The sequence below is a fragment of the Margalitia sp. FSL K6-0131 genome, assembly GCF_038008735.1.
GTDB lineage: Bacteria > Bacillota > Bacilli > Bacillales > Bacillaceae_C > Margalitia > Margalitia shackletonii.
On sequence record NZ_JBBOZS010000001.1, the window covers coordinates 3441028 to 3461197 of the forward strand.

Genomic DNA, 20170 nt, shown 5'->3' on the forward strand with positions numbered 1-20170 from the left:
TAGTTAATATCACGAAATATTGTTGAAGCTATCGTCATTTTACTATACTATAGGTGTTTTTTAAAGTCGAATCTCTTTTTTGGCTAGCCCCGCTTTTCGATTTGTCAAGAATATTCCCTTGAAAGTATATCGTTGAAGTGTTGCATTATTACAGGTTGTATGATAAATTATTAAGGTATCTTTAATGACGAATATTGAAGTGATGAAACAAATGATATGTTTACTTCAGTAGTAAGGAGGGGAATTATATGCCAAAAAAATGTGTAATCACTGGACGTAAGACTCGTTCTGGTAATTCTCGTTCTCATGCGATGAATGCTAATAAACGTACTTGGGGAGCAAATCTTCAAAAAGTTCGTATCCTAGTTGACGGTAAACCTAAGCGTGTTTGGGTTTCTGCCAGAGCATTAAGATCCGGAAAAGTAGAACGTGTTTAATAAAAATGTAAAAAAACATCCATGGTTTACATGGATGTTTTTTTCGTAGATAAGACTGCATCTTCTTCAAAATAAATGCACCCAATTGGGTGCGAATAAAAACCTGCTTATATATTTTAAATATTATCCCTTTTTAAAAGTACCTAACATCGCTCGGACAATGCCGCCAATAAATCTAGGCAATTTAATCGTATAAAATTTCATTTATTTCCCTCCTCATCAATCTGAAAGCAAACAATGATTCACAGAAACATTCCCAAGTGGATTATATAATCTATGGCAATATCTTAAACATTGAAATAGTTCTCTCGGGAACTGTGAAAATAGGCATTCTCTAGTTTTCGGTACTATTATATTCAATAATAAAACAATAAGTACGATACCCTTCAAAAATCGGGCACTGAATTAAATGTCTTTACTTCTTACCATCAATAATATGCCTGAATGAAAAGAAAAAGTACCGGAATCTTCAAGAAGTTCATTACTTATACAGAGAGTAGTGCCTTGTTTGACATTTTTATTCTTTAGAGGATATTTAAATCCAATTAAGTTGATGTTCTTAATTTCAGATGTTAAAGGAATAAAGGATATGTATTTTAAATCATTTATCTTTTGAAGCGAATATGTCCCTGGCAAATGTGCTGTTATCCGATTTTGGCAGTCAATTAGTTCAATTTCACAATTTGTATGTAAAATATCCTCGCGTATTAATAAAAAGGCATTCGCAAAATAATGATCAGCTCTTCCGCCTGTCGCTCCAAATATATTAATTTTTTGTGGTTTTTTTGTTATTGCCCATTGTAAGGCCAGTTCTAAATCCGTTTCATCTTTTTCCGGAATATACTCCATGATTTTAACTGTCTTTTCTTTAATTTTTTCCCATTCTTCATCAGACACAGAATCAAAATCTCCAAATGCAAAATCAGGATTAATCCCATTTTTGATTAAATGATATACTCCATAATCTACACCTACCCAAATATTTCCTTCTCCTGTATATAAGCTTAAATTTGGAATATAAGAGGCAGGACCACCCGCTACGATATTAATGATCTTTTCCATTTACGTCATCACCCAATTTTTTTATGAAAAAAGCCAGCACAAGAGCTGACTTTTTTCATTTGAATTGTTTTATTGCTTCGATAGCTTGTCTTCTATTTTCTTGATTATAAATTGCAGATCCCGCAACCAATACATTTGCTCCCGCATCCACACATAGCTTAGCCGTTTTTGAATTTACACCGCCATCGACTTCTATTTCAATATTTAATCCATTCTTATCAGCTAATTCCTTCACCTTTTTAATTTTAGGCAAAACAGATGGAATAAAGCTTTGTCCGCCAAATCCAGGATTCACGGTCATTAGTAATACTAAATCCACATCATTTATAATGTGCTCAATCATTTCTACTGGTGTCGCCGGATTTAAAACGACACCCGCTTTTACACCAAATGATTTGATATGTTGTATGGTGCGATGAAGATGCGGACAAGCTTCCACATGAACAGATATATAGTCAGCACCAGCTTTCGCAAATGCTTCAATATATTGATCCGGATTCTGTATCATTAAATGAACATCCAATGGAAGTTTTGTAATTGGACGAATTGCTTCCACAACGATAGGTCCTATCGTAATATTTGGAACGAAATGTCCATCCATTACATCAATATGAATGTAATCCGCACCACCGTTTTCAACATCGATAATTTCTTCAGCTAATTTTGAAAAGTCAGCGGATAATATAGATGGTGCAATTTTAAACATTTTAATACCTCGGCTTTCTGTCTTTAATTTCTTGTAAAAATTGCAAATAATGCTGATAACGATATTCCGGTATTTCCTTCTCCTCTACCGCAGCTTTTATCGCACATTTAGGCTCATTAAGATGGAGACACCCGCGAAATTTACACTCAGACTTGCGACTTTCCATTTCAGGGAAACAATTGCCCAAATACTCGGCCTCAAGTTCATCAAAATCAAGGGAGCTAAATCCTGGAGTATCCGCGACAAGACCTTTCCCATTCGCAATTTCTATTAATTCAACATGCCTCGTTGTATGTCTCCCACGCCCTAGATGTGTAGATATATCATCCGTTTTTATGGACAAATTTGGATTAAGAGCATTTAACAGGGAGGATTTTCCAACACCTGATTGACCGGCAAAAACACTTGTTTTGCCTTTTAATTTTTCAAGGATTATATCTACCCCTTCATTCCTTTTCGAAGAAGTGAGAAAAACTTCGTATCCAATAGACCTATAGTCGCTTGCATAAGATTCGATTAATTCTATTTCATTATTCTGCAAAAGATCCATTTTAGTAACACAAATAATAGGTGTTATTTCATTTGCCTCCACCAACACTAAAAAGCGGTCTAATAAGGCTGTACTGAAATCCGGCTCTTTAGCGGAAAACAATAAAATTGCTTGATCCACATTGGATATTGGCGGACGTATCAGCTCATTTTCTCTTGGTAATATTTCCATTATATATCCTTCGCGGTCATTTTCCGCTTGATATTCTACATAGTCACCAACTAAAGGGGTTATTTTATTTTTCCGAAAAACTCCTCTGCCGCGACATTGAATCAAATTTCCATCGTTAAGGACATAATAAAATCCACTTAATGCTTTTATGATTTTTCCCTTTGGCATTGCATCACTCCTATCTTATTTACATCTAGTTACAAGGTCTATCGGCTAGTGGATTTCCCTCTCTCCTCCCTGTGGCGGGTAAAATACAACATGTGAACTACTTCAGTCTCCAGGATATGGAACCACATCCTCCAAGATTACCCCTTTATCACCCATTATTCTGTAAGTAGCTTGTTTACCCTTTTCTATCTTAAATTCAAGCCGCTTTTTAGTGTCTTCTGTAATATTAATGGTTTCAACGGGTTGTAACATAGTATGATCTGCATCATCTATATAAATTTGCACCTTCTGAGGCTTGCCATCCTCTGACGGATCATATGGGATGTCAATTTCTTTTTCTACTGTTTTCGGAGGTATCGCTTTTGGTCCTTTTGAAATAACAACTTTGACTTTATCCCCTTTTACCAGCTCTGTTCCAGCGTCAGGAGACTGACTTATAACTGTACCTTCAGGAGCAGTATCGGAATAGTCCCGTTTTGACATATCGATAATTAAACCTGTTTCATCCGCATAATCCTTTAAGCTTTTTTCGTTATAATCGGTTAAATCCTTCAAAGTGATTTTTTCCTGACCTTTGCTAACAGTAAAAGTAATAACAGTATCCCCAGGGATTACTTCTGAATCAGGAGATTGGTCTTGGTCAATAATGGTTCCTACTGCACTATCATCGTATACTTCATTTTTAATAATATTTTTAAAGCCTTGAGCATCCAATAATTGGTAAACAGTATCATATTGTTGCCCTTTATAATCTGATATAGTGTATTTTTCTTTACCAGTACTAATGTAAAGATTTATCGTCGTACCTTCCTTTACAGACTCTCCCGACTTTGGATCTGTTTTAATAATATGATCCTCAGCAATATCTTCACTTGAAGATTTTAGCGTTTTTCCAATCTCAAAGCCCTTATCTTTTAAAATCGAAATTGCATCTTCAATCGATTTGTTTGAAACATCCGGGACATTTATTTCTTTAGGTCCAAGAATACCCGGTAAATAGGCAAAAACCAAGCCGGCAAATATAAGCAGTAAAACAACAATAGAACCGATAATCCAAGGCCATTTTTTTCTTTTCTTTTTTTGCTTTTTATTCTTTCCTTTTTTCTTACTATTAGATGAATCATTTTCGTCATCACTAAGTTGATTTTCATTATTCTTCCCAAGAATCACTGTTTTTTCTTCTGTCCGATTAGAAACAGAATTTAAGTCGGTAATTACTGGAATCACTTTCGTTGCATCATCGTCTTCAGGGATAGTGAATTTAGGTTCGTTTATTCGTTCCGGATTTAAAGCAGTTCGAATATCTTCTTCCATTTCCTCTACATTTTTGTAGCGATGAAACGGATCCTTTGCAGTAGCCTTTAGAATAATATTTTCGACACTTTGCGGAATGGCTGAATTCCACCTGCGCGGAGAAGGTGTTTCTGATTGCAAATGTTTTAATGCAATGGAAACGGCAGATTCACCTGAAAATGGTAATCTACCTGTTAAGAGTTCGAACATTACAATTCCAAGGGAATAGATATCAGACTTTCTAGTTGCCATACCTCCTCTTGCTTGTTCAGGAGATAAATAATGTACGGAACCTAGAACAGAATTTGTTTGGGTTATGGCAGTTGCAGATAGCGCCATCGCTATGCCAAAGTCTGTAATCTTTACAACTCCACTATGGTCAATCAAGATATTTTGCGGTTTAATATCACGATGAATAATATGATGCTGGTGTGCATGTGATATTGCGGATGTTAACTGTTGCATAATATCTAATGCCTTATCTACTGATATTGGATAATATTGCTGTATGTATTGCTTTAATGTCATGCCATCAACAAATTCCATAACAATATAATAAATATCGTCTTCTTCTCCAATATCATATATATTAACAATATTTGGATGAGCCAAACTTGTAGCAGATTGTGCCTCTCTTTGAAAACGATGTATAAATTCCTGTTCATTTGCAAAATCTAAACGTAATATTTTTATTGCAACGTCACGGTCAAGTATCATGTCGTGTGCTAAATAAACATTCGCCATACCTCCGCCGCCAATCATATCCATGATTTTATAGCGGTCGTTAATTCGTTTACCGATTAACATTTATTACACCCGCTTTCATCGGGTAAGGGGAAATCAAGGAGAACGATTGTAATATTATCCTCACCACCGTTTTCGTTTGCTAAATCAATCATAGTTTGTGCTTTCTCTTCCATGGTCAGGCCATCCTTACATATCATTTCTTTTATTTCCGTATCTGTTAATTTATCATATAATCCATCGGAACATAGCAACAAACAATCACCATTATCCACAAGGATTGTTTTTATGTCGACCTCAACTATTTCCTCGGTCCCTAAGGCCTTTAGTATCAAATTTTTCCTTGGATGATGCTGAGCATCTTCCTTTGATATCTGGCCGGTTTTTACCAAAGCATTTACAAGTGTATGGTCTTCTGTCAATTGCTGAAAACCATTTTCATTCAAAAGATAACCGCGGCTATCCCCAATATTCGCTATCGTAATAAAATCATTAGTGCAAACAGCCGCAACGAGAGTTGTACCCATCCCATCCAAATTACTATCTGTCCTTGAATGCTCATATAATTTAATATTCACATCTGCTATTGTATCCCGTAACCATTTTTCTGCAATAGCCGCGTCGATTCCACCCACTGGAAATGACTTCTCCCAGTACTCTTTTAAAACATTAACCGCCATTTCACTGGCAATGTCTCCGGCATTGTGACCACCCATCCCATCCGCAACTATAGCAAGATAGATTCCAGACTTATTCGTTAAAATCTCACCATTATCCTCATTATTTAGACGAACCTTCCCTGTATCTGTTTTTACTACATATCCCATAATCCAGTCACCCCGTTCCTTCATTATTGCTCATTTCAAGGGACACTCGCTTATATTCCCAGAATACTTGCTTTACTTTTACGACTTAAGTAGTTATTTTTCCTGCTATACTTTATGAAATATCCTACTAAAGTGCTGTATATCGACAAAAATTATTTCTTTTTAAAGCATGCAATAAAGAATCCGTCACTTCCAAAATCTTGTGGAAAGATTTGCAAGCGGTAATGTTGAACAAAAGGTTCAATAGTGGAAGGGACTTTAATTGAATATGCTTCAAAATCAGGGAAACGGTCTAGAAAATATTGTACAGTACCTTCGTTTTCTTCTTTATCCACCGTACAAGTACTATAAGTAAGGATTCCTCCCGACTTAACCATTTCTGCTGCTTCCGCTAAAATTGAATGCTGAATGGTTTGTAATGCCTCAATATCTTGTAATGACTTTACATACTTTATATCGGGTTTTCTTCTTAAAACACCTAATCCAGAACAAGGTGCATCGACAAGTACACGGTCAAAACTGTTTTTTGGATAATGCTCACCAATTTTCCGACTATCCATGGCAATTGTCTCAATATTATGTAAACCTAGTCGTTCGGCATTCTCCTTTATTAGCTTGACCTTATGCTCATGTAGGTCATGTGCAATGACTTTACCTGTTCCATTTAATTTTTCAGCTATATGCGTGGTTTTTCCGCCAGGAGCTGCACAACAATCAAGTATTAACTGATTGGGTTCGATTTCCATTACATTGGCAACGATCATAGAGCTTTCGTCCTGAATGGTAATGAGTCCTTTTTTATAACAATCAGAATGGACTAGATTTCCTTTTAAAGATTGGATAGCTTCACTTAATATTGGGCTTTCTTGTACGATGAAACCTTCATTTTCTAGTAGAGTGATTACTTCCTCTCGGGAGCTTCTTGTTAAATTTACCCTTGCAGTTTGTAATGGTGCTATAAGATTTGTTTCGCACATTTTTTTCGTTTTATCAAATCCGAATTGTTCTGTCCACCTTTGAACTAGCCACTTAGGGTGACTGGTTTCGATGGAAAGTCTTTCAACAGGATCCTTAATATTATCTAAGGACGGTACCCCTTTTCGCTGAATAGCCCTTAAAACTCCGTTAACCATTCCTGAAATTCCTCGATGACTACGTCTTTTTGCAATTTCAACCGCTTCAAAAAGGATCGCACGATCAGGAATTTTATCTAAATACAGCATTTGATAAAGTGACAATCTTAGAAGATTTAACACCCAATTCTCTACCTTTTTTTGCAAAAATGGCTTTAAATAATAATCTAATGTTAATTTCCTTTGCAAGGTGCCATAGGTTAATTCCGTAAGCAGACGTACGTCCGGGCCAGTAATATGATTTTTTTCAATTACTTGGTTTAATAATAAATTGCTGTAGGATTGATGTTTTTCTATAGCCTCAAGTATATCAAGTGCAGCTTCTCTTACATTTTTTTTTGGCATATTAATCTCCTAAAATTTTACCTTCTAAGGTATCCTTGTCTACTCCATTTAGAAATTGAACAGCCGGCATTTTCTTTTTTCCGGATGGCTGAAGCTCTGTTATTTTGATGGCCGTACTATTTCCTGTACTGACGACTATACCATCTTTAAGAATATCAACAATGGTTCCAGGATGACATGTTTCTTTCATCGAAACCTTTTCACCCCACCAAATCTTCAGTACTTCACCATCTAACAAAGTGTATGCTACTGGCCAAGGATGAAGTCCACGAATATGATTGTATATTTCTTCACCATTACGAGACCAATCAATTTTCTCTTGTTCCCTTTTTATATTAGAAGCAAATGTTGCCAATGCCTCATCCTGTTTAATAGGGTGAATTTCTCTTTTTAAGAGTCTAGGCAAAGTTTCAGATAATAATACTGCACCAGCTTTACTTAACTTTTCATGTAAACTGCCTACATTATCATTGTCGGTAATTGGAACTTCTACTTGGCTGATAATATCCCCGGCATCTAATTTTTCCACCATATACATAATGGTTATTCCCGTTTTCTCTTTTCCTTGTAAAATCGCATAATGAATCGGGGCACCACCACGGAGCTCAGGTAATAGCGATGCATGGACATTGATACAACCAAATTCCGGTGCGTCCAGTAACTTTTTAGGCAGAATTTGACCAAATGCCGCGGTGACTATTAAATCAGGCTTTAAGGCTAGTATTTTTTCAAGCTCTTCAGGGTCTTTTATTTTTTCCGGTTGGTAGACAGGAATATTATGTTTTAGCGCAGCAACTTTTACCGGTGGTGGTGTTAAAACACGCTTTCTGCCAACAGGACGATCAGGCTGAGTCACAACAGCTGTAACATCGTATCCATCACTTACTAATCTATCGAGAACAGGAACCGAAAAATCAGGAGTTCCCATAAAAATAATTTTTGTCATTCGTTTTCCATCTCCTCTAGCTCTTCCTCACTTACATATTTTAAAACCTTAGATGTAAACAGAATTCCATGTAAATGATCTATTTCATGCTGAATTGCTCGTGCAAGAAACTCTTCTGCTTCTATAACAAATGTCCTGCCCTTTACATCCTGAGCTTGGACTTTTACATAAAACGGTCGTGAAACGGTACCAAATAAACCAGGGAAGCTTAAACAACCTTCTACATCTGTTTGTTCACCGCTTGTTTCTAAAATGACAGGATTAATCAAATCAATTCTACCTAATTCATCGCCAACATCAACAACAGCGATTTGCAGATCAATACCGATTTGCGGGGCAGCTAACCCAACGCCGTCAGCTTCCAGCATCGTTTCGTACATATTTTTCACTAAAGTTTTCAATTTACGGTCAAATTGTGTAACCGATTTGCATTCCTTTTCAAGAATTTCTGCAGGATGCTTTACAATTTGGAGTATTGCCATTAGATGTTTCCTCTTTTCAAAAATTATCTATACTTTTTACATCATCATATAAGGATTGACATCAATCGAGATTGTTAGTCCTTCTGATTGCTTTGACGTTCCGAAATGCTCGAGTACCAAACGCAGATTTTTGGCTAAGTCTGGTTCCCGCTTGTATTTTATCAGACATTGATAACGATATCTATTATTTATTCTAGGGATAGGAGATGTTACAGGACCTAGAATCACGGAATCCTCCGATATTTTCGAGCGAATGAATTTCGTTATTTTTTCCGTTGTAGATACAACTTTCATTAACTCTTCGTGGCTTACTGTTATCAATGCTAAATAATAGAATGGCGGATATGATCCGATTTTACGCATGATCATTTCTTGTTTATAAAAGCGGTTATAGTCTTGGGTGCCCGCAAGTTCAATACTGTAATGTTCCGGTGTATATGTTTGTATAACTACTTCACCTTCAAGTTCATGCCTTCCCGCTCTACCACTTACTTGAGTTAACAGCTGGAATGTTTTTTCAGATGATCGGAAATCAGGTAAATGCAGCATTGTATCTGCACTTAATACACCTACTAGGGTGATATTCGGAAAATCTAACCCCTTCGCAATCATTTGTGTCCCTAATAATATATCTGCTTTTCCTTCTTGAAATTGCTGCAGTAATTTCTCATGAGCACCTTTCCTGCTTGTCGTATCTACATCCATGCGGATCACTCTAGCTTCAGGCAGCAGTTTGCCGATTTCTTCTTCTACTTTTTGAGTTCCAGTTCCAAAATAGCGGATATGCTCGCTATTGCATTCAGGGCATGTTGTTGGCACCAAATCCTCATAACCACAATAATGACATTTCATTTGGTTTGAATGGCGATGATATGTTAATGAAATGTCGCAATGCGGACACTGGATTACAAAGCCGCAATCCCTGCACATGACGAAAGAAGAATACCCGCGCTTATTTAAAAATAGAACAGTTTGTTGTTTTTTCTCGAGACGATCTTGCAGCTTAGAAAATAATTCCCGAGAGAAAATGGAGCGATTCCCCTCGCGCAGTTCTTCTCTCATGTCAACTATTGAAACATTAGGCAATTCCTTATTATTCATCCTTCTATTCATTGTAAGAAGTGTGTATACACCTTTTTGTGCTCTTGCAAAGGATTCTAGAGAAGGAGTTGCACTTCCGAGAATGACTGGACATTTATGATAATTCCCGCGAAAAATAGCTACATCTCTTGCGTGGTAACGCGGATTCTCTTCCTGTTTGTAGCTTGTTTCATGTTCTTCATCAATGATGATAATTCCTAGGTTTTCAAATGGAGCAAAAATAGCCGATCTCGCTCCGACAACGACTTTTACTTCTTTCCTTTGGATTTTTCTCCATTCGTCGTAATGTTCACCAACGGATAATCCACTGTGAAGAACCGCTACGTCATCCCCAAACCGACCTTTAAAACGGTGAACCATTTGTGGGGTTAAGGAGATTTCAGGCACCAGAACAATCGCCTCTTTTCCGTTGTCTAACACTCTTTGAATGGATTGCAAGTATACTTCCGTTTTTCCGCTGCCCGTAACTCCATATAAAAGAAACGTTTCATGCTTTTTTTCTTCAATAGTATGCATAATCGGATCAATAGCTTTTTGTTGTTCTTCCGTTAGCTTCAGAGCTTCTGTTCGTTTAAATACTCTATTTTCATACGGATCCCGATAAACTTCTTCTTGTTTTTCCATTAAGTAACCTTTTTGGACTAAAGGACGAACAGAAGCAAGAGTCGCACCTGTTGCCTCCGTTATTTCATTTATCGTTAATTTGTCTTTGCCAATCTTTATGAAACACTCTAATATACTTTTTTGTTTAATGGCATTATTTGGGTAACTTAAAAGAATATTTTCTAACTCCTCTCTTGATAGCAGGAGATGAAAGATGCGAATCATTTTTTTATTTCCTTTGCTCTTTACAACATAACGAACTTCAACATTGCCCTTCTTTACTTCCTTTTGCAAAAACGGCAGTGCTTTTCTTTCTTCCGCTTCTTCCCACATTATTTCGTCTTTTTGTCCAAATATTTTTTGCAGATTTGGATCATGCGTGTTTGAGACAAGATGAAGTATTTTTTTATATTTTGCTTTCATCGCTGATGGGAGCATTGCTTGATACGCGGAAACCTTCAAGCATAATGTGCTCTCTGTTAACCAATGTCCTAACTGCAATAATTCCTTATTTAATACAGGAGTAAGATCCAGCGGTTCAATGATTTCTTTTAATTTATTTATATCGGAATGATCCCGAATATCTAAAACAAATCCTTGAATCGAACGCGGGCCAAACGGGACAGAAACTCTTGTACCAGCATAAATCCTATCCTTCCACTCTTCGGGAATGAGATAATCATAAGTTTTATCCGTACGCATTGTTGGAACATCAACAATTACGCTAGCTATTTGCATTCTTAACTCCTTCTTTCAAATCCCTGTATATCTCTAATAATATTTCTTTTGCAGTTTGATTTTTGCTAAGCAGCGGAAGCTCTTTCTTTTCATGGTTCTTTTTATACAGAGTGACTATGTTTGTGTCACCCTCAAACCCTGCACCTGCTTTGGTTACATCATTAGCTACAATCATGTCCGCATTCTTTCGTTCTAACTTGCTCCAGGCGTATTCATCGATTTTTTCCGTTTCTGCGGCAAAACCTACTAAAAACGGCTTGTCCTCTTTTTTCCCAAGTTCTAATAAAATATCTTTCGTTCTTTCAAATTCAATGATTAAATTTCCATCTTTTTTCTTTAACTTTTGATTCGAAATTTCCTTTGGACGGTAATCAGCAACAGCTGCACTCTTGATAATAATAGACGCCTTTTGGTAATTATCCATAACCGCTTGATACATATCCTCTGCACTGGTGATTTTTACAAACTGTACATCCTTTGGTGTGGTCAAGGAATCAACACTTGAAACTAAAATCACCTTTGCCCCCATTTTTACTGCTTCTTCCGCAAGAGCATATCCCATCTTACCAGATGAGCGATTCGTCAAATATCGCACGGGATCTATCATTTCCTTTGTTGGTCCAGCAGTAATGAGAATCGTTTGTCCTGATAAAATATTTGTTTGTGTTTGAAAGTAATTAGTTACAAGCGAAACAATTTTCTCTGGCTCCTCTAATCTGCCTTTTCCAACATAACCACATGCCAGATAGCCCTCATTTGGTTCCACGAACTGGTATCCGAAACCTGCAAGAGTCTCAATATTTTTGATTACGGCAGGGTGATTATACATATGTACATTCATAGCAGGTGCTATCCAAACTGGAGCAGTTGTCGCTAATAAAGTCGTGGTGATCATGTCGTCTGCGATGCCATTTGCTAATTTTCCAATTACATTTGCAGTTGCGGGTGCGACTAAGACAAGATCTGCCCAATCAGCCAAATCAATATGAGCGATCACTTCAGGATGTTTTTCGTCAAATGTATCGGTGTAAACATCGTTTCTTGAGAGTGCTTGGAATGTTAAAGGTGTGACAAACTGACAAGCTGATTTAGACATAATTACTTTTACCTTTGCACCAGCTTGAACCAGTTTACTTGTTAATGCCGCAGCCTTATAAACAGCAATACCACCAGTGACACATAATAATATATTCTTATTCAGCATGTTAACCTCCAATAATTTCATTTAATCTGTACAGCTACAGCGCCTATCGACTAGCAAACTTCCGGTCTTCTCCCTACGTTAAGTCAACATCAGCTCCTGAACTACCTCCCTGTGTTTCCTAAATCTTGCGTCGAAGCCGTACAGTTTGTACGTCGATGGACAAGGCGCTTACGCTTTTCTTATTATTATGAAGTATTTAAAGTCAGGTTAAAAGAAAAAACAACCTATTTTTTCATAGGTTGTTCCCGGCTTATCCTTGAACGTTTTCGTCATCTGTTTTAATGACTAATTTTTTTGCATAAATTTCTTCTAACGCTTTACCGACATATTTTTGAGAAACAAAATTATTTAGTAAACCGCCGCCATCATCTTGAAGATTACGTGCTCGTTTGGCAGCAACAGTTACTAATGAATATTTTGAGTCGATAATTTTAAGCAGTTTGTCAATAGATGGATATAACATATTACTCAACCTCCAACATTTTTTGATATCTTGGCGCTACACGGGTTGTTCTACAATGCTCCGCTTGCACGATTGCTTTAATTCGATCACAGGCTGCCTCTACTTGATCATTTTCAACCACATAATCATAAAGGCTCATAAGCTCAATTTCTTTTCTTGCTTCTTTCATTCTGTTTTGAATTAACTCATCTGTTTCTGTACCTCTCGTTACAATCCTTGATTGTAACTCATTAAGGCTTGGCGGGGCAAGAAAAATAAATAATCCTTCAGGAAATTTATCTCTTACTTGTTTGGCACCTTGCACCTCAATTTCTAAGAAAACATCCTTCCCAGCTTCTAATGTTTCTTTTACATAATCTACAGGAGTTCCATAATAATTCCCTACATACTCTGCATACTCCAAAAGCTTATCTTGAGCGATTAGTGCCTCGAATTCTTCCCTAGTTTTAAAAAAATAATCTACTCCATCCACTTCTCCTTCGCGAGGCTTTCGCGTAGTCATAGATATAGAATATTCAAATTGGGTATCACCAGAAAATATCGCTTTTCTGACAGTTCCCTTTCCAACCCCAGATGGACCAGAAAGAACAATTAATAAGCCTTTTTCCTTCATCAAAAAAAATCCTACCCTTCTTCTCCATTGTCATCCTTATTACTTAACCGATGTGCTACCGTTTCAGGCTGTACAGCAGACAATATAACATGATCGCTGTCCATGATAATTACAGCTCTGGTCCTTCTTCCATAAGTTGCATCAATTAAATTTCCTCTGTCTCTAGCGTCTTGAACCAGGCGTTTGATTGGTGCTGATTCCGGACTTACAATGGATATCATTCGATTAGCTGATACTATATTGCCAAACCCGATATTAATAAGCTTAATAGACATAACAATCCCCCAACTACCAATAATCTATTTTGACCTTTTCATCAAGGAAATAATCACTCAATATTTTGAACCTGTTCCCGCATCTTTTCTAATATCGTTTTCATCTCTACAATTAGAGACGAAATTTTGGAATCATTGGCTTTGGAACCTATTGTGTTAACTTCTCGGTTCATTTCTTGAATCATAAAATCTAATTTTCTTCCCACCGGACCATCCAATAAAAGACTATTTTTAAATTGGAGCAGGTGACTTTCAAGTCTTGTTATTTCTTCGTTTATATCCGCTTTATCAACAAATATAGCAATTTCCGTCAATACTCTGGATTCATCAAAATGTCCAGCTGTATAGTCTTTGATTTTCTTTTCTATCCGCATTTTATACTGCTCAACGACTGCCGGAGCATATTCGGTAAGCAATTCAAGACATTTTTGAAAAAGCCCTAGCTGATGCACAATATCCTTATGAAGCTGTTCTCCTTCCACAGTCCGCATTTGCACCACATTATGTATTGCTTCTTTTACCGCAAGTAAGACAAGTTCTTCCAAGTCTTTATTTTCTTCTTCTAGCTCTTCTATTGATACAATATCATGTTGTGTTAAAAGGTCTTTCAAATCTACCTGCGAATGTAAATCATACTTATTTTTTAATTGACTAATAAATTGATAATAATCATCTAGCAAGTTCCAGTCAATATGTAACTTGCGCGTCGTTCCCCCATTCCCAGAAAGCAGGATAAAAACTTCAATACGTCCTCTATGGATATATTCATTTATTGTCTTTTTAACTTTTTCCTCTATTTTCAGTAGAGTTCTCGGGACTCGTACGTTAATTTCGGAAAAACGATGATTTACTGTTTTGATTTCAACAATAGCTTCGAAACCCTGCCGTTGTTTTTTACTTCTGCCAAACCCGGTCATGCTTAGTACCATTATTATATCACTTCCCATTCCGACTAAGGAGAAAACTAATTCATTTTGTACAAAAAAAGAAGTAACAGGATAATCCTATTACTCTTCTTAGTATAACATACATTATTCCTTTTTTCTCACGAAAAGTGATCCTGCTAACATAAATGTTGGAATGGAGCTCATTCCTAAAATCAACAACCAATCCCTTGGGATGATTGGGACAGTGTGAAATACCGGCTGCAATGATGGTATATAAATAACCCCTAGCATTAAGATTACGGAAGAAAGAACTGCTCCTACTAGATACAAATTGCCAAATGGATTCCTGGAAAAAATGGAGCGCTCACTTCTACAGTCAAATACATGAATAAGCTGAGCTAATACAAGGGTTGCAAAGGCAATGGTTTGCGCATATGCCAAGTTATCCAAATGCTGCCTGTATACTGTTATAAACGCAATGATCGTTGCAATCCCGATTAAAAATCCCCTTGAAACTACCTTCCATCCTAATCCTCTTGCAAATACACCCTCTTTTGGATGACGAGGTTTTCGTTTCATCACATTATCTTCAGGTTGATCAAGTCCAAGGGCCATTGCAGGCAGTCCATCCGTAACTAAGTTCACCCATAAAATTTGAATTGGCACCAATGGTAATGGTAAGTAAAGAATCATCGCAAATAACATAACTAAAATTTCACCGACATTTGAAGCAAGCAAGTAACGGATAAATTTGCGAATATTTTCATAAATATTCCGTCCTTCCTTGATAGCCGCTTTTATAGTGGCAAAATTGTCATCTAAAAGGATTAGGGAAGATGATTCTTTCGCTACATCCGTTCCGGTAATACCCATGGAAATACCAATATCAGCTGACTTAATGGCAGGGGCATCATTCACACCATCACCTGTCATGGCAACAATATGTCCGCGATTTTGAAGTGCCTTGACGATTTTTAATTTATGCTCAGGAGATACTCTCGCAAATACGGATACATCGTCGACTATATCTTCTAATTCATCCACATTCATATTATTGAGTGCTTGACCATCCAAAACCTTTGAATTAGTTTGCAGAATCCCAAGCTCCTTCGCAATAGCCTTTGCAGTGATTACATGATCTCCAGTAATCATAACCGTTTTAATTCCTGCTTCTTTACACTCTTTAATCGCCTGCTTCACTTCTGGTCTTGGCGGATCAATCATTCCTTGCAAACCAATAAATATTAAATCTTTTTCGGCTTCTTCTTCGCTTTGTATATCGATTTGATTATCTAAAGGCTTGAAGGCAATCGCTATATTTCTTAATGCTTTTCCAGCAAGTTCCTCAATGACTCTTTGCGTTTGTGTCATGTATTCTGAGTGAAATAATACCTGTCTTCCTTCCCAAAGAACAGATTCGCAAAGTCCAATTAATACATCAGGTGCACCTTTTGTAATGACAAATCTGCGATTATTTTTATCCCGAACAACGACACTCATCATTTTCCGATTGGAGTCAAATGGAAATTCCTTTTCGATTGTAAATTGACCTTGCAAAGATTCCCTTGTTAAACCTGCTTTCATTGCCGAAACTAATAGAGCTCCGTCAGTAGGATCACCATCAAGGTAAAAATCTTTGTCCCTAGCTTTCAGTTCTGCATGGTTGCAAAGTAATCCAAAGGTTAATAGTTGATATAAGCTTTTTTCATTTTGAGGTTTTATTTCATTGTCTTTAAAGTAAAATCCACCCTCAGGATAATATCCTGTTCCTGATACACTCCATGATTTGCCTCCGCTCCAAATATGTGTCACAGTCATTTTATTTTGAGTCATTGTCCCGGTTTTATCGGAACAAATAACGGATGCACACCCAAGTGTTTCAACTGCTGGAAGCTTCCTAACAATGGCATTTTTCCTAATCATTCTTTGAACGCCAAGCGATAGGGCAACGGTTACGATTGCCGGAAGTCCTTCCGGTATTGCCGCAACTGCAAGAGATACACCAGCTAGAAACATCGAATATAGATCATGTCCGTGGACAACTCCTACCACTACCACCAATAAAGTAAGAAGCAATGCAACAACTATGAGTATTTTTCCTAATTGCTCAAGCCTTCTTTGTAAAGGGGTTTCCATTACATCTGCATTTTGAATCATATGGGCAATTTCACCCATAGCTGTTTTCATCCCGATGCCAGTGACAATACCAATTCCGTTTCCTCTAGTAACCATGGTTCCCATAAAGGCCATGTTGTTCATATCGCCAAGACCAACATCTTTTTTCGTAATTATTTCTGTATTTTTAGCTGATGGAATCGATTCTCCCGTTAAAGCAGATTCCTCAATTTCCAAATTATTAGCCTCAAAAATACGTAAATCTGCACCTATTCGATCACCAGATGAAAATCTCATAATATCTCCGACTACTACTTCACGTGACATGATTTTTGTCCAATTCCCATCACGAAGAACTGTAACTTGAGGGGCCGACATTTCCTTCAGTGCTTGTAATGATTTTTCTGCCTTTCTTTCTTGAAAATATCCCAAAAACCCATTAATTAGCACAATTGCGATAATGGCGATTGCATCAATATACTCTCCTAAAAAACCGGATACAAGCGTCGCACCAAGTAATACCAGAGTCATAAAATCCTTAAACTGACTGAAAAAAAGCAATAAGGCAGATTGCTTCTCTCCCTCGTCAAGCTCATTCCACCCAAATTGTTTTCGCTTCTTTTCTACTTCTTTTTGTGTTAATCCATGTTTAACATTTGTGTTTAAAACCTTTTCCACATCTTTTTCTTTCATTTCATGGAACATCATTCAAATCACACTCTCCCCTAACTGAACAGAAGTTGTCTTATCCGTGTTCAATAAGAATTAGAAATGCTGATGGCTCGACTCTCTTGGAGCAATGTCGGGCGTTCGGTAAGCATAATAAGGAATTGGTTTTTTCTTTTTGAACAACCTCTCCTAGCAAGCATATTCAGACTCGTCCAAAAAAATGATATAATAAGCTAATAAAATTAATGGTAGAGGAATGTTAACAATGTCTTTTGACGGATTATTCACAAGGGCAATGACTAAAGAGCTTACAGATCTATTACTTGGGGGCAGAATCAACAAAATTCATCAACCTTATAAAAACGAACTTATCATGGTTATTCGATCAGGAGGAAGAAACTACAAACTATTGCTTTCCGCACATCCGAGTCATTCACGGATTCAAATCACAGAAGAACAATATGATAACCCACCAGAGCCGCCTATGTTTTGCATGCTGTTACGAAAGCATCTCGAAGGCTATAACATTGAGAAGATTGAACAAATTGGTTTAGATCGGATCATTGTTTTCGAAATAAAGGGAAGAAATGAAATCGGTGATATTTCTTATAAAAAGTTATATGTGGAAATAATGGGAAGACATAGCAATATTATTCTTGTTGATAAAGAACGAAATATGATTCTTGATAGCATCAAGCATGTCTCCTCAAGCGTAAACAGTTACCGGGTTGTTCTGCCGGGAGCGGAATATAAACTGCCGCCTGAACAAAATAAGCAGAATCCTTTGGAATCTTCCGAAGCGGATATTCAACGTGTAATTGATTTTAATAACGGAAGATTGGATAAACAGCTTGTCCAACACTTTTCAGGAATCTCACCACTTCTTAGTTCTGAAATCATACATAGGGCAAAAATAGCAAACAGATTGACTCTGCCGGCTGCTTTTATCGATGTAATGTCTATTCTAAAAAAACATCATTATGAGCCGACTATCATAACTGGAAAAGAAAAAGAAAGCTTTTATCTTTTTCCCATTTCCTTTTTGAATGGTGAAATAAAGACATTCCCAACTTTAAGTATCATGTTGGATCATTTTTATTTTGGCAAAGCCGAACGAGACAGAGTGAAGCAGCAAGCACATGATTTAGAACGTTTTATTAAAAATGAGATTTCAAAAAATGAAACGAAGATAGATAAACTTAGGGATACCTTAAATGATGCAAAAAATGCGGATCGATTTCAATTATATGGAGAACTATTGACAGCTAATCTATATTTAGTTGCAAAAGGCATGAAGGAAATTGAGGTCGTAAATTACTATGATGCAGATGGAAAAACGGAACTTATTCCGTTAGATCCTAGAAAGACACCGTCCGAAAATGCCCAAAGTTATTTCTCAAGGTACCAGAAAGCAAAAAATGCTTTAATTGTTGTGCAGGAACAAATTGAAATAGCGGAAAAAGAAATTCTTTATTTTGAAAGCTTGTTACAGCAAATTGAATCGGCTGCTCCGAGAGACATTGAAGAAATTAGACTGGAACTGGCAGAAGAAGGCTATATGAAGCTAAAACAAAAAAGAGGGCAAAAAAATAAGCTTCCGAAAATTTCTTTAGAAAAATATTTTTCTTCGGATGACACGGAAATACTAGTCGGTAAAAATAATAAACAAAACGACTATTTAACAAATAAAGTGGCCGCAAGAGATGAAATATGGCTGCATACGAAGGATATTCCCGGGTCACATGTTGTCATTCGCAGTAAAAATCCATCAGATGATACAATTCTGGAGGCTGCAGTGATTGCTGCTTATTACAGTAAAGCGAAGGATTCCAGTTCTGTACCAGTTGATTTCACAAAAATACGCTATGTCAAAAAACCTGCAGGAGCGAAACCCGGGTTTGTAACATATGAACATCAGCAAACCGTTTTTGTTACTCCAGATAGCGAAAGGGTTATGAAAATGAAAAAAGGTCAAAAGGCATAAGTTTACGCCTTTTGACCTTTTTTATATTTAATTACTCCCCCAAGAACCTGGGTCTTTCCTCCATGCTTTTAAAGTATCCAAATCATTTTCCGTTATAATGTTTCTTTCTAACGCAACATCTAATAGTGTGGAATAGTTGGTTAAAGAATGGTGCTCTATGTTGAACTCATTTAATTGTTGTTTACCTTTTTCAAGCTCATAAGTAAAAATAGCAACTACTCCAACTACTTCGCAGCCTGCCTCGCGCAGTGCTTGGACAGCGGTAATAACACTGCCGCCTGTTGATATTAAATCCTCTACCACGACAACCCTTTGTCCTTTTTCTACCTTACCCTCTATTTGATTTCCTTTTCCGTGGCCTTTTGCTTTAGAACGTACATAACACATAGGCAGTTCCATTAAATCACTTACCCATGCGGCATGAGGAATTCCTGCAGTTGCAGTTCCAGCAATGAGATCTACATTAGGAAAATGCATGTTTATCTTTTCCGCTAATCCCTTAGCAATCTCTTTTCGCAAGTGTGGGTAAGACAATGTTAAGCGATTGTCACAGTAGATAGGGGATTTGATTCCGGAAGACCAGGTAAATGGTTCATTAGGGCTTAGGAAAACAGCTTCAATATCAAGTAATTGCTCGACTAATTTTTTATCCAT

Annotated in this window: 19 protein-coding genes; 2 read left to right on the forward strand and 17 right to left on the reverse strand. The window is 37.0% G+C overall.

The window, feature by feature from the left end; genetic code table 11:
* Nucleotides 1-248 precede the first annotated feature (248 nt).
* Nucleotides 249-437 (forward strand): 50S ribosomal protein L28, encoded by a 189-nt coding sequence (gene rpmB, locus NSQ59_RS16865; RefSeq protein WP_055740455.1) that lies wholly within the window; start codon nt 249-251, stop codon nt 435-437.
* A gap of 123 nt (nt 438-560) precedes the next feature.
* On the opposite strand, the gene spoVM is transcribed toward rpmB, so the two are convergent.
* From spoVM to NSQ59_RS16945, 16 genes are all read right to left on the reverse strand, one after another.
* Entirely contained in the window at nt 561-641 is an 81-nt protein-coding gene (spoVM, locus tag NSQ59_RS16870; RefSeq protein WP_055740456.1) for a stage V sporulation protein SpoVM, read from the reverse strand.
* 201 nt (nt 642-842) lie between these two features.
* The gene (locus NSQ59_RS16875) at nt 843-1499 is read right to left on the reverse strand and encodes a thiamine diphosphokinase (protein ID WP_055740457.1); all 657 of its coding nucleotides are present in this window, start codon (nt 1497-1499) and stop codon (nt 843-845) included.
* Nucleotides 1500-1554: 55 nt separating this feature from the next.
* Nucleotides 1555-2205: a ribulose-phosphate 3-epimerase gene (gene rpe / locus NSQ59_RS16880; protein WP_055740458.1), complete on the reverse strand. Its 651-nt coding sequence runs from the start codon at nt 2203-2205 to the stop codon at nt 1555-1557.
* A 1-nt stretch (nt 2206) separates the two neighbouring features.
* A complete protein-coding gene (gene rsgA, locus NSQ59_RS16885; RefSeq protein ID WP_055740459.1) occupies nt 2207-3094 on the reverse strand; it encodes a ribosome small subunit-dependent GTPase A in 888 nt (295 codons plus the stop codon).
* Between the two features lie 102 nt (nt 3095-3196).
* On the reverse strand, nt 3197-5194 hold the full coding sequence (gene pknB, locus NSQ59_RS16890) for a Stk1 family PASTA domain-containing Ser/Thr kinase (RefSeq protein ID WP_055740460.1): 1998 nt from the start codon (nt 5192-5194) through the stop codon (nt 3197-3199).
* The gene (locus NSQ59_RS16895; protein WP_055740461.1) at nt 5188-5958 is read right to left on the reverse strand and encodes a Stp1/IreP family PP2C-type Ser/Thr phosphatase; all 771 of its coding nucleotides are present in this window, start codon (nt 5956-5958) and stop codon (nt 5188-5190) included. Before NSQ59_RS16895 ends, pknB begins: the two co-directional genes overlap by 7 nt.
* Before the next feature lie 152 nt (nt 5959-6110).
* Nucleotides 6111-7442 (reverse strand): 16S rRNA (cytosine(967)-C(5))-methyltransferase RsmB, encoded by a 1332-nt coding sequence (gene rsmB / locus NSQ59_RS16900; protein WP_183101874.1) that lies wholly within the window; start codon nt 7440-7442, stop codon nt 6111-6113.
* Nucleotides 7438-8382, reverse strand: coding sequence for a methionyl-tRNA formyltransferase (fmt, locus tag NSQ59_RS16905; protein WP_055740463.1), 945 nt, complete (start codon nt 8380-8382; stop codon nt 7438-7440). Before fmt ends, rsmB begins: the two co-directional genes overlap by 5 nt.
* Nucleotides 8379-8864 carry a peptide deformylase gene (gene def / locus NSQ59_RS16910; protein WP_055740464.1) on the reverse strand — a complete coding sequence of 162 codons (486 nt, stop codon included), beginning with the start codon at nt 8862-8864 and terminating at the stop codon, nt 8379-8381. The genes fmt and def overlap by 4 nt, the downstream gene beginning before the upstream one ends.
* A gap of 36 nt (nt 8865-8900) precedes the next feature.
* Entirely contained in the window at nt 8901-11306 is a 2406-nt protein-coding gene (gene priA / locus NSQ59_RS16915) for a primosomal protein N' (protein ID WP_055740465.1), read from the reverse strand.
* Nucleotides 11293-12510: a bifunctional phosphopantothenoylcysteine decarboxylase/phosphopantothenate--cysteine ligase CoaBC gene (coaBC, locus tag NSQ59_RS16920; protein WP_055740466.1), complete on the reverse strand. Its 1218-nt coding sequence runs from the start codon at nt 12508-12510 to the stop codon at nt 11293-11295. Before coaBC ends, priA begins: the two co-directional genes overlap by 14 nt.
* 250 nt (nt 12511-12760) lie before the next feature.
* Entirely contained in the window at nt 12761-12973 is a 213-nt protein-coding gene (rpoZ, locus tag NSQ59_RS16925; protein WP_055740467.1) for a DNA-directed RNA polymerase subunit omega, read from the reverse strand.
* A gap of 1 nt (nt 12974) precedes the next feature.
* A complete protein-coding gene (gene gmk, locus NSQ59_RS16930; RefSeq protein WP_055740468.1) occupies nt 12975-13586 on the reverse strand; it encodes a guanylate kinase in 612 nt (203 codons plus the stop codon).
* 11 nt (nt 13587-13597) lie between these two features.
* Nucleotides 13598-13861: an extracellular matrix/biofilm regulator RemA gene (remA, locus tag NSQ59_RS16935; protein ID WP_055740469.1), complete on the reverse strand. Its 264-nt coding sequence runs from the start codon at nt 13859-13861 to the stop codon at nt 13598-13600.
* Between the two features lie 53 nt (nt 13862-13914).
* Nucleotides 13915-14790 (reverse strand): YicC/YloC family endoribonuclease, encoded by an 876-nt coding sequence (locus NSQ59_RS16940; protein WP_055740470.1) that lies wholly within the window; start codon nt 14788-14790, stop codon nt 13915-13917.
* 102 nt (nt 14791-14892) lie between these two features.
* Nucleotides 14893-17571 (reverse strand): cation-translocating P-type ATPase, encoded by a 2679-nt coding sequence (locus NSQ59_RS16945; protein WP_055740471.1) that lies wholly within the window; start codon nt 17569-17571, stop codon nt 14893-14895.
* Nucleotides 17572-17797: 226 nt separating this feature from the next.
* On the opposite strand from NSQ59_RS16945, the gene NSQ59_RS16950 reads away from it, so the two are divergent.
* A complete protein-coding gene (locus NSQ59_RS16950) occupies nt 17798-19516 on the forward strand; it encodes an Rqc2 family fibronectin-binding protein (protein WP_055740472.1) in 1719 nt (572 codons plus the stop codon).
* Between the two features lie 27 nt (nt 19517-19543).
* Here NSQ59_RS16950 and pyrE read toward each other — a convergent pair whose 3' ends face one another.
* Nucleotides 19544-20170, reverse strand: a complete 627-nt coding sequence (pyrE, locus tag NSQ59_RS16955; RefSeq protein WP_055741254.1) for an orotate phosphoribosyltransferase — start codon at nt 20168-20170, stop codon at nt 19544-19546.

Coding starts and splice junctions, on each gene's coding strand:
- rsgA (WP_055740459.1), bottom strand. CDS start 3,094: ATGCCAAAGGGAAAAATCATAAAAGCATTAAGTGGATTTTATTATGTC.
- pknB (WP_055740460.1), bottom strand. CDS start 5,194: ATGTTAATCGGTAAACGAATTAACGACCGCTATAAAATCATGGATATG.
- NSQ59_RS16940 (WP_055740470.1), bottom strand. CDS start 14,790: ATGGTACTAAGCATGACCGGGTTTGGCAGAAGTAAAAAACAACGGCAG.
- priA (WP_055740465.1), bottom strand. CDS start 11,306: ATGCAAATAGCTAGCGTAATTGTTGATGTTCCAACAATGCGTACGGAT.
- NSQ59_RS16895 (WP_055740461.1), bottom strand. CDS start 5,958: ATGGGATATGTAGTAAAAACAGATACAGGGAAGGTTCGTCTAAATAAT.
- NSQ59_RS16945 (WP_055740471.1), bottom strand. CDS start 17,571: ATGATGTTCCATGAAATGAAAGAAAAAGATGTGGAAAAGGTTTTAAAC.
- coaBC (WP_055740466.1), bottom strand. CDS start 12,510: ATGCTGAATAAGAATATATTATTATGTGTCACTGGTGGTATTGCTGTT.
- rpe (WP_055740458.1), bottom strand. CDS start 2,205: ATGTTTAAAATTGCACCATCTATATTATCCGCTGACTTTTCAAAATTA.
- pyrE (WP_055741254.1), bottom strand. CDS start 20,170: ATGGATAAAAAATTAGTCGAGCAATTACTTGATATTGAAGCTGTTTTC.
- NSQ59_RS16950 (WP_055740472.1), top strand. CDS start 17,798: ATGTCTTTTGACGGATTATTCACAAGGGCAATGACTAAAGAGCTTACA.
- spoVM (WP_055740456.1), bottom strand. CDS start 641: ATGAAATTTTATACGATTAAATTGCCTAGATTTATTGGCGGCATTGTC.
- def (WP_055740464.1), bottom strand. CDS start 8,864: ATGGCAATACTCCAAATTGTAAAGCATCCTGCAGAAATTCTTGAAAAG.
- NSQ59_RS16875 (WP_055740457.1), bottom strand. CDS start 1,499: ATGGAAAAGATCATTAATATCGTAGCGGGTGGTCCTGCCTCTTATATT.
- rpoZ (WP_055740467.1), bottom strand. CDS start 12,973: ATGTTATATCCATCTATTGACAAACTGCTTAAAATTATCGACTCAAAA.
- fmt (WP_055740463.1), bottom strand. CDS start 8,382: ATGACAAAAATTATTTTTATGGGAACTCCTGATTTTTCGGTTCCTGTT.
- remA (WP_055740469.1), bottom strand. CDS start 13,861: ATGTCTATTAAGCTTATTAATATCGGGTTTGGCAATATAGTATCAGCT.
- gmk (WP_055740468.1), bottom strand. CDS start 13,586: ATGAAGGAAAAAGGCTTATTAATTGTTCTTTCTGGTCCATCTGGGGTT.
- rpmB (WP_055740455.1), top strand. CDS start 249: ATGCCAAAAAAATGTGTAATCACTGGACGTAAGACTCGTTCTGGTAAT.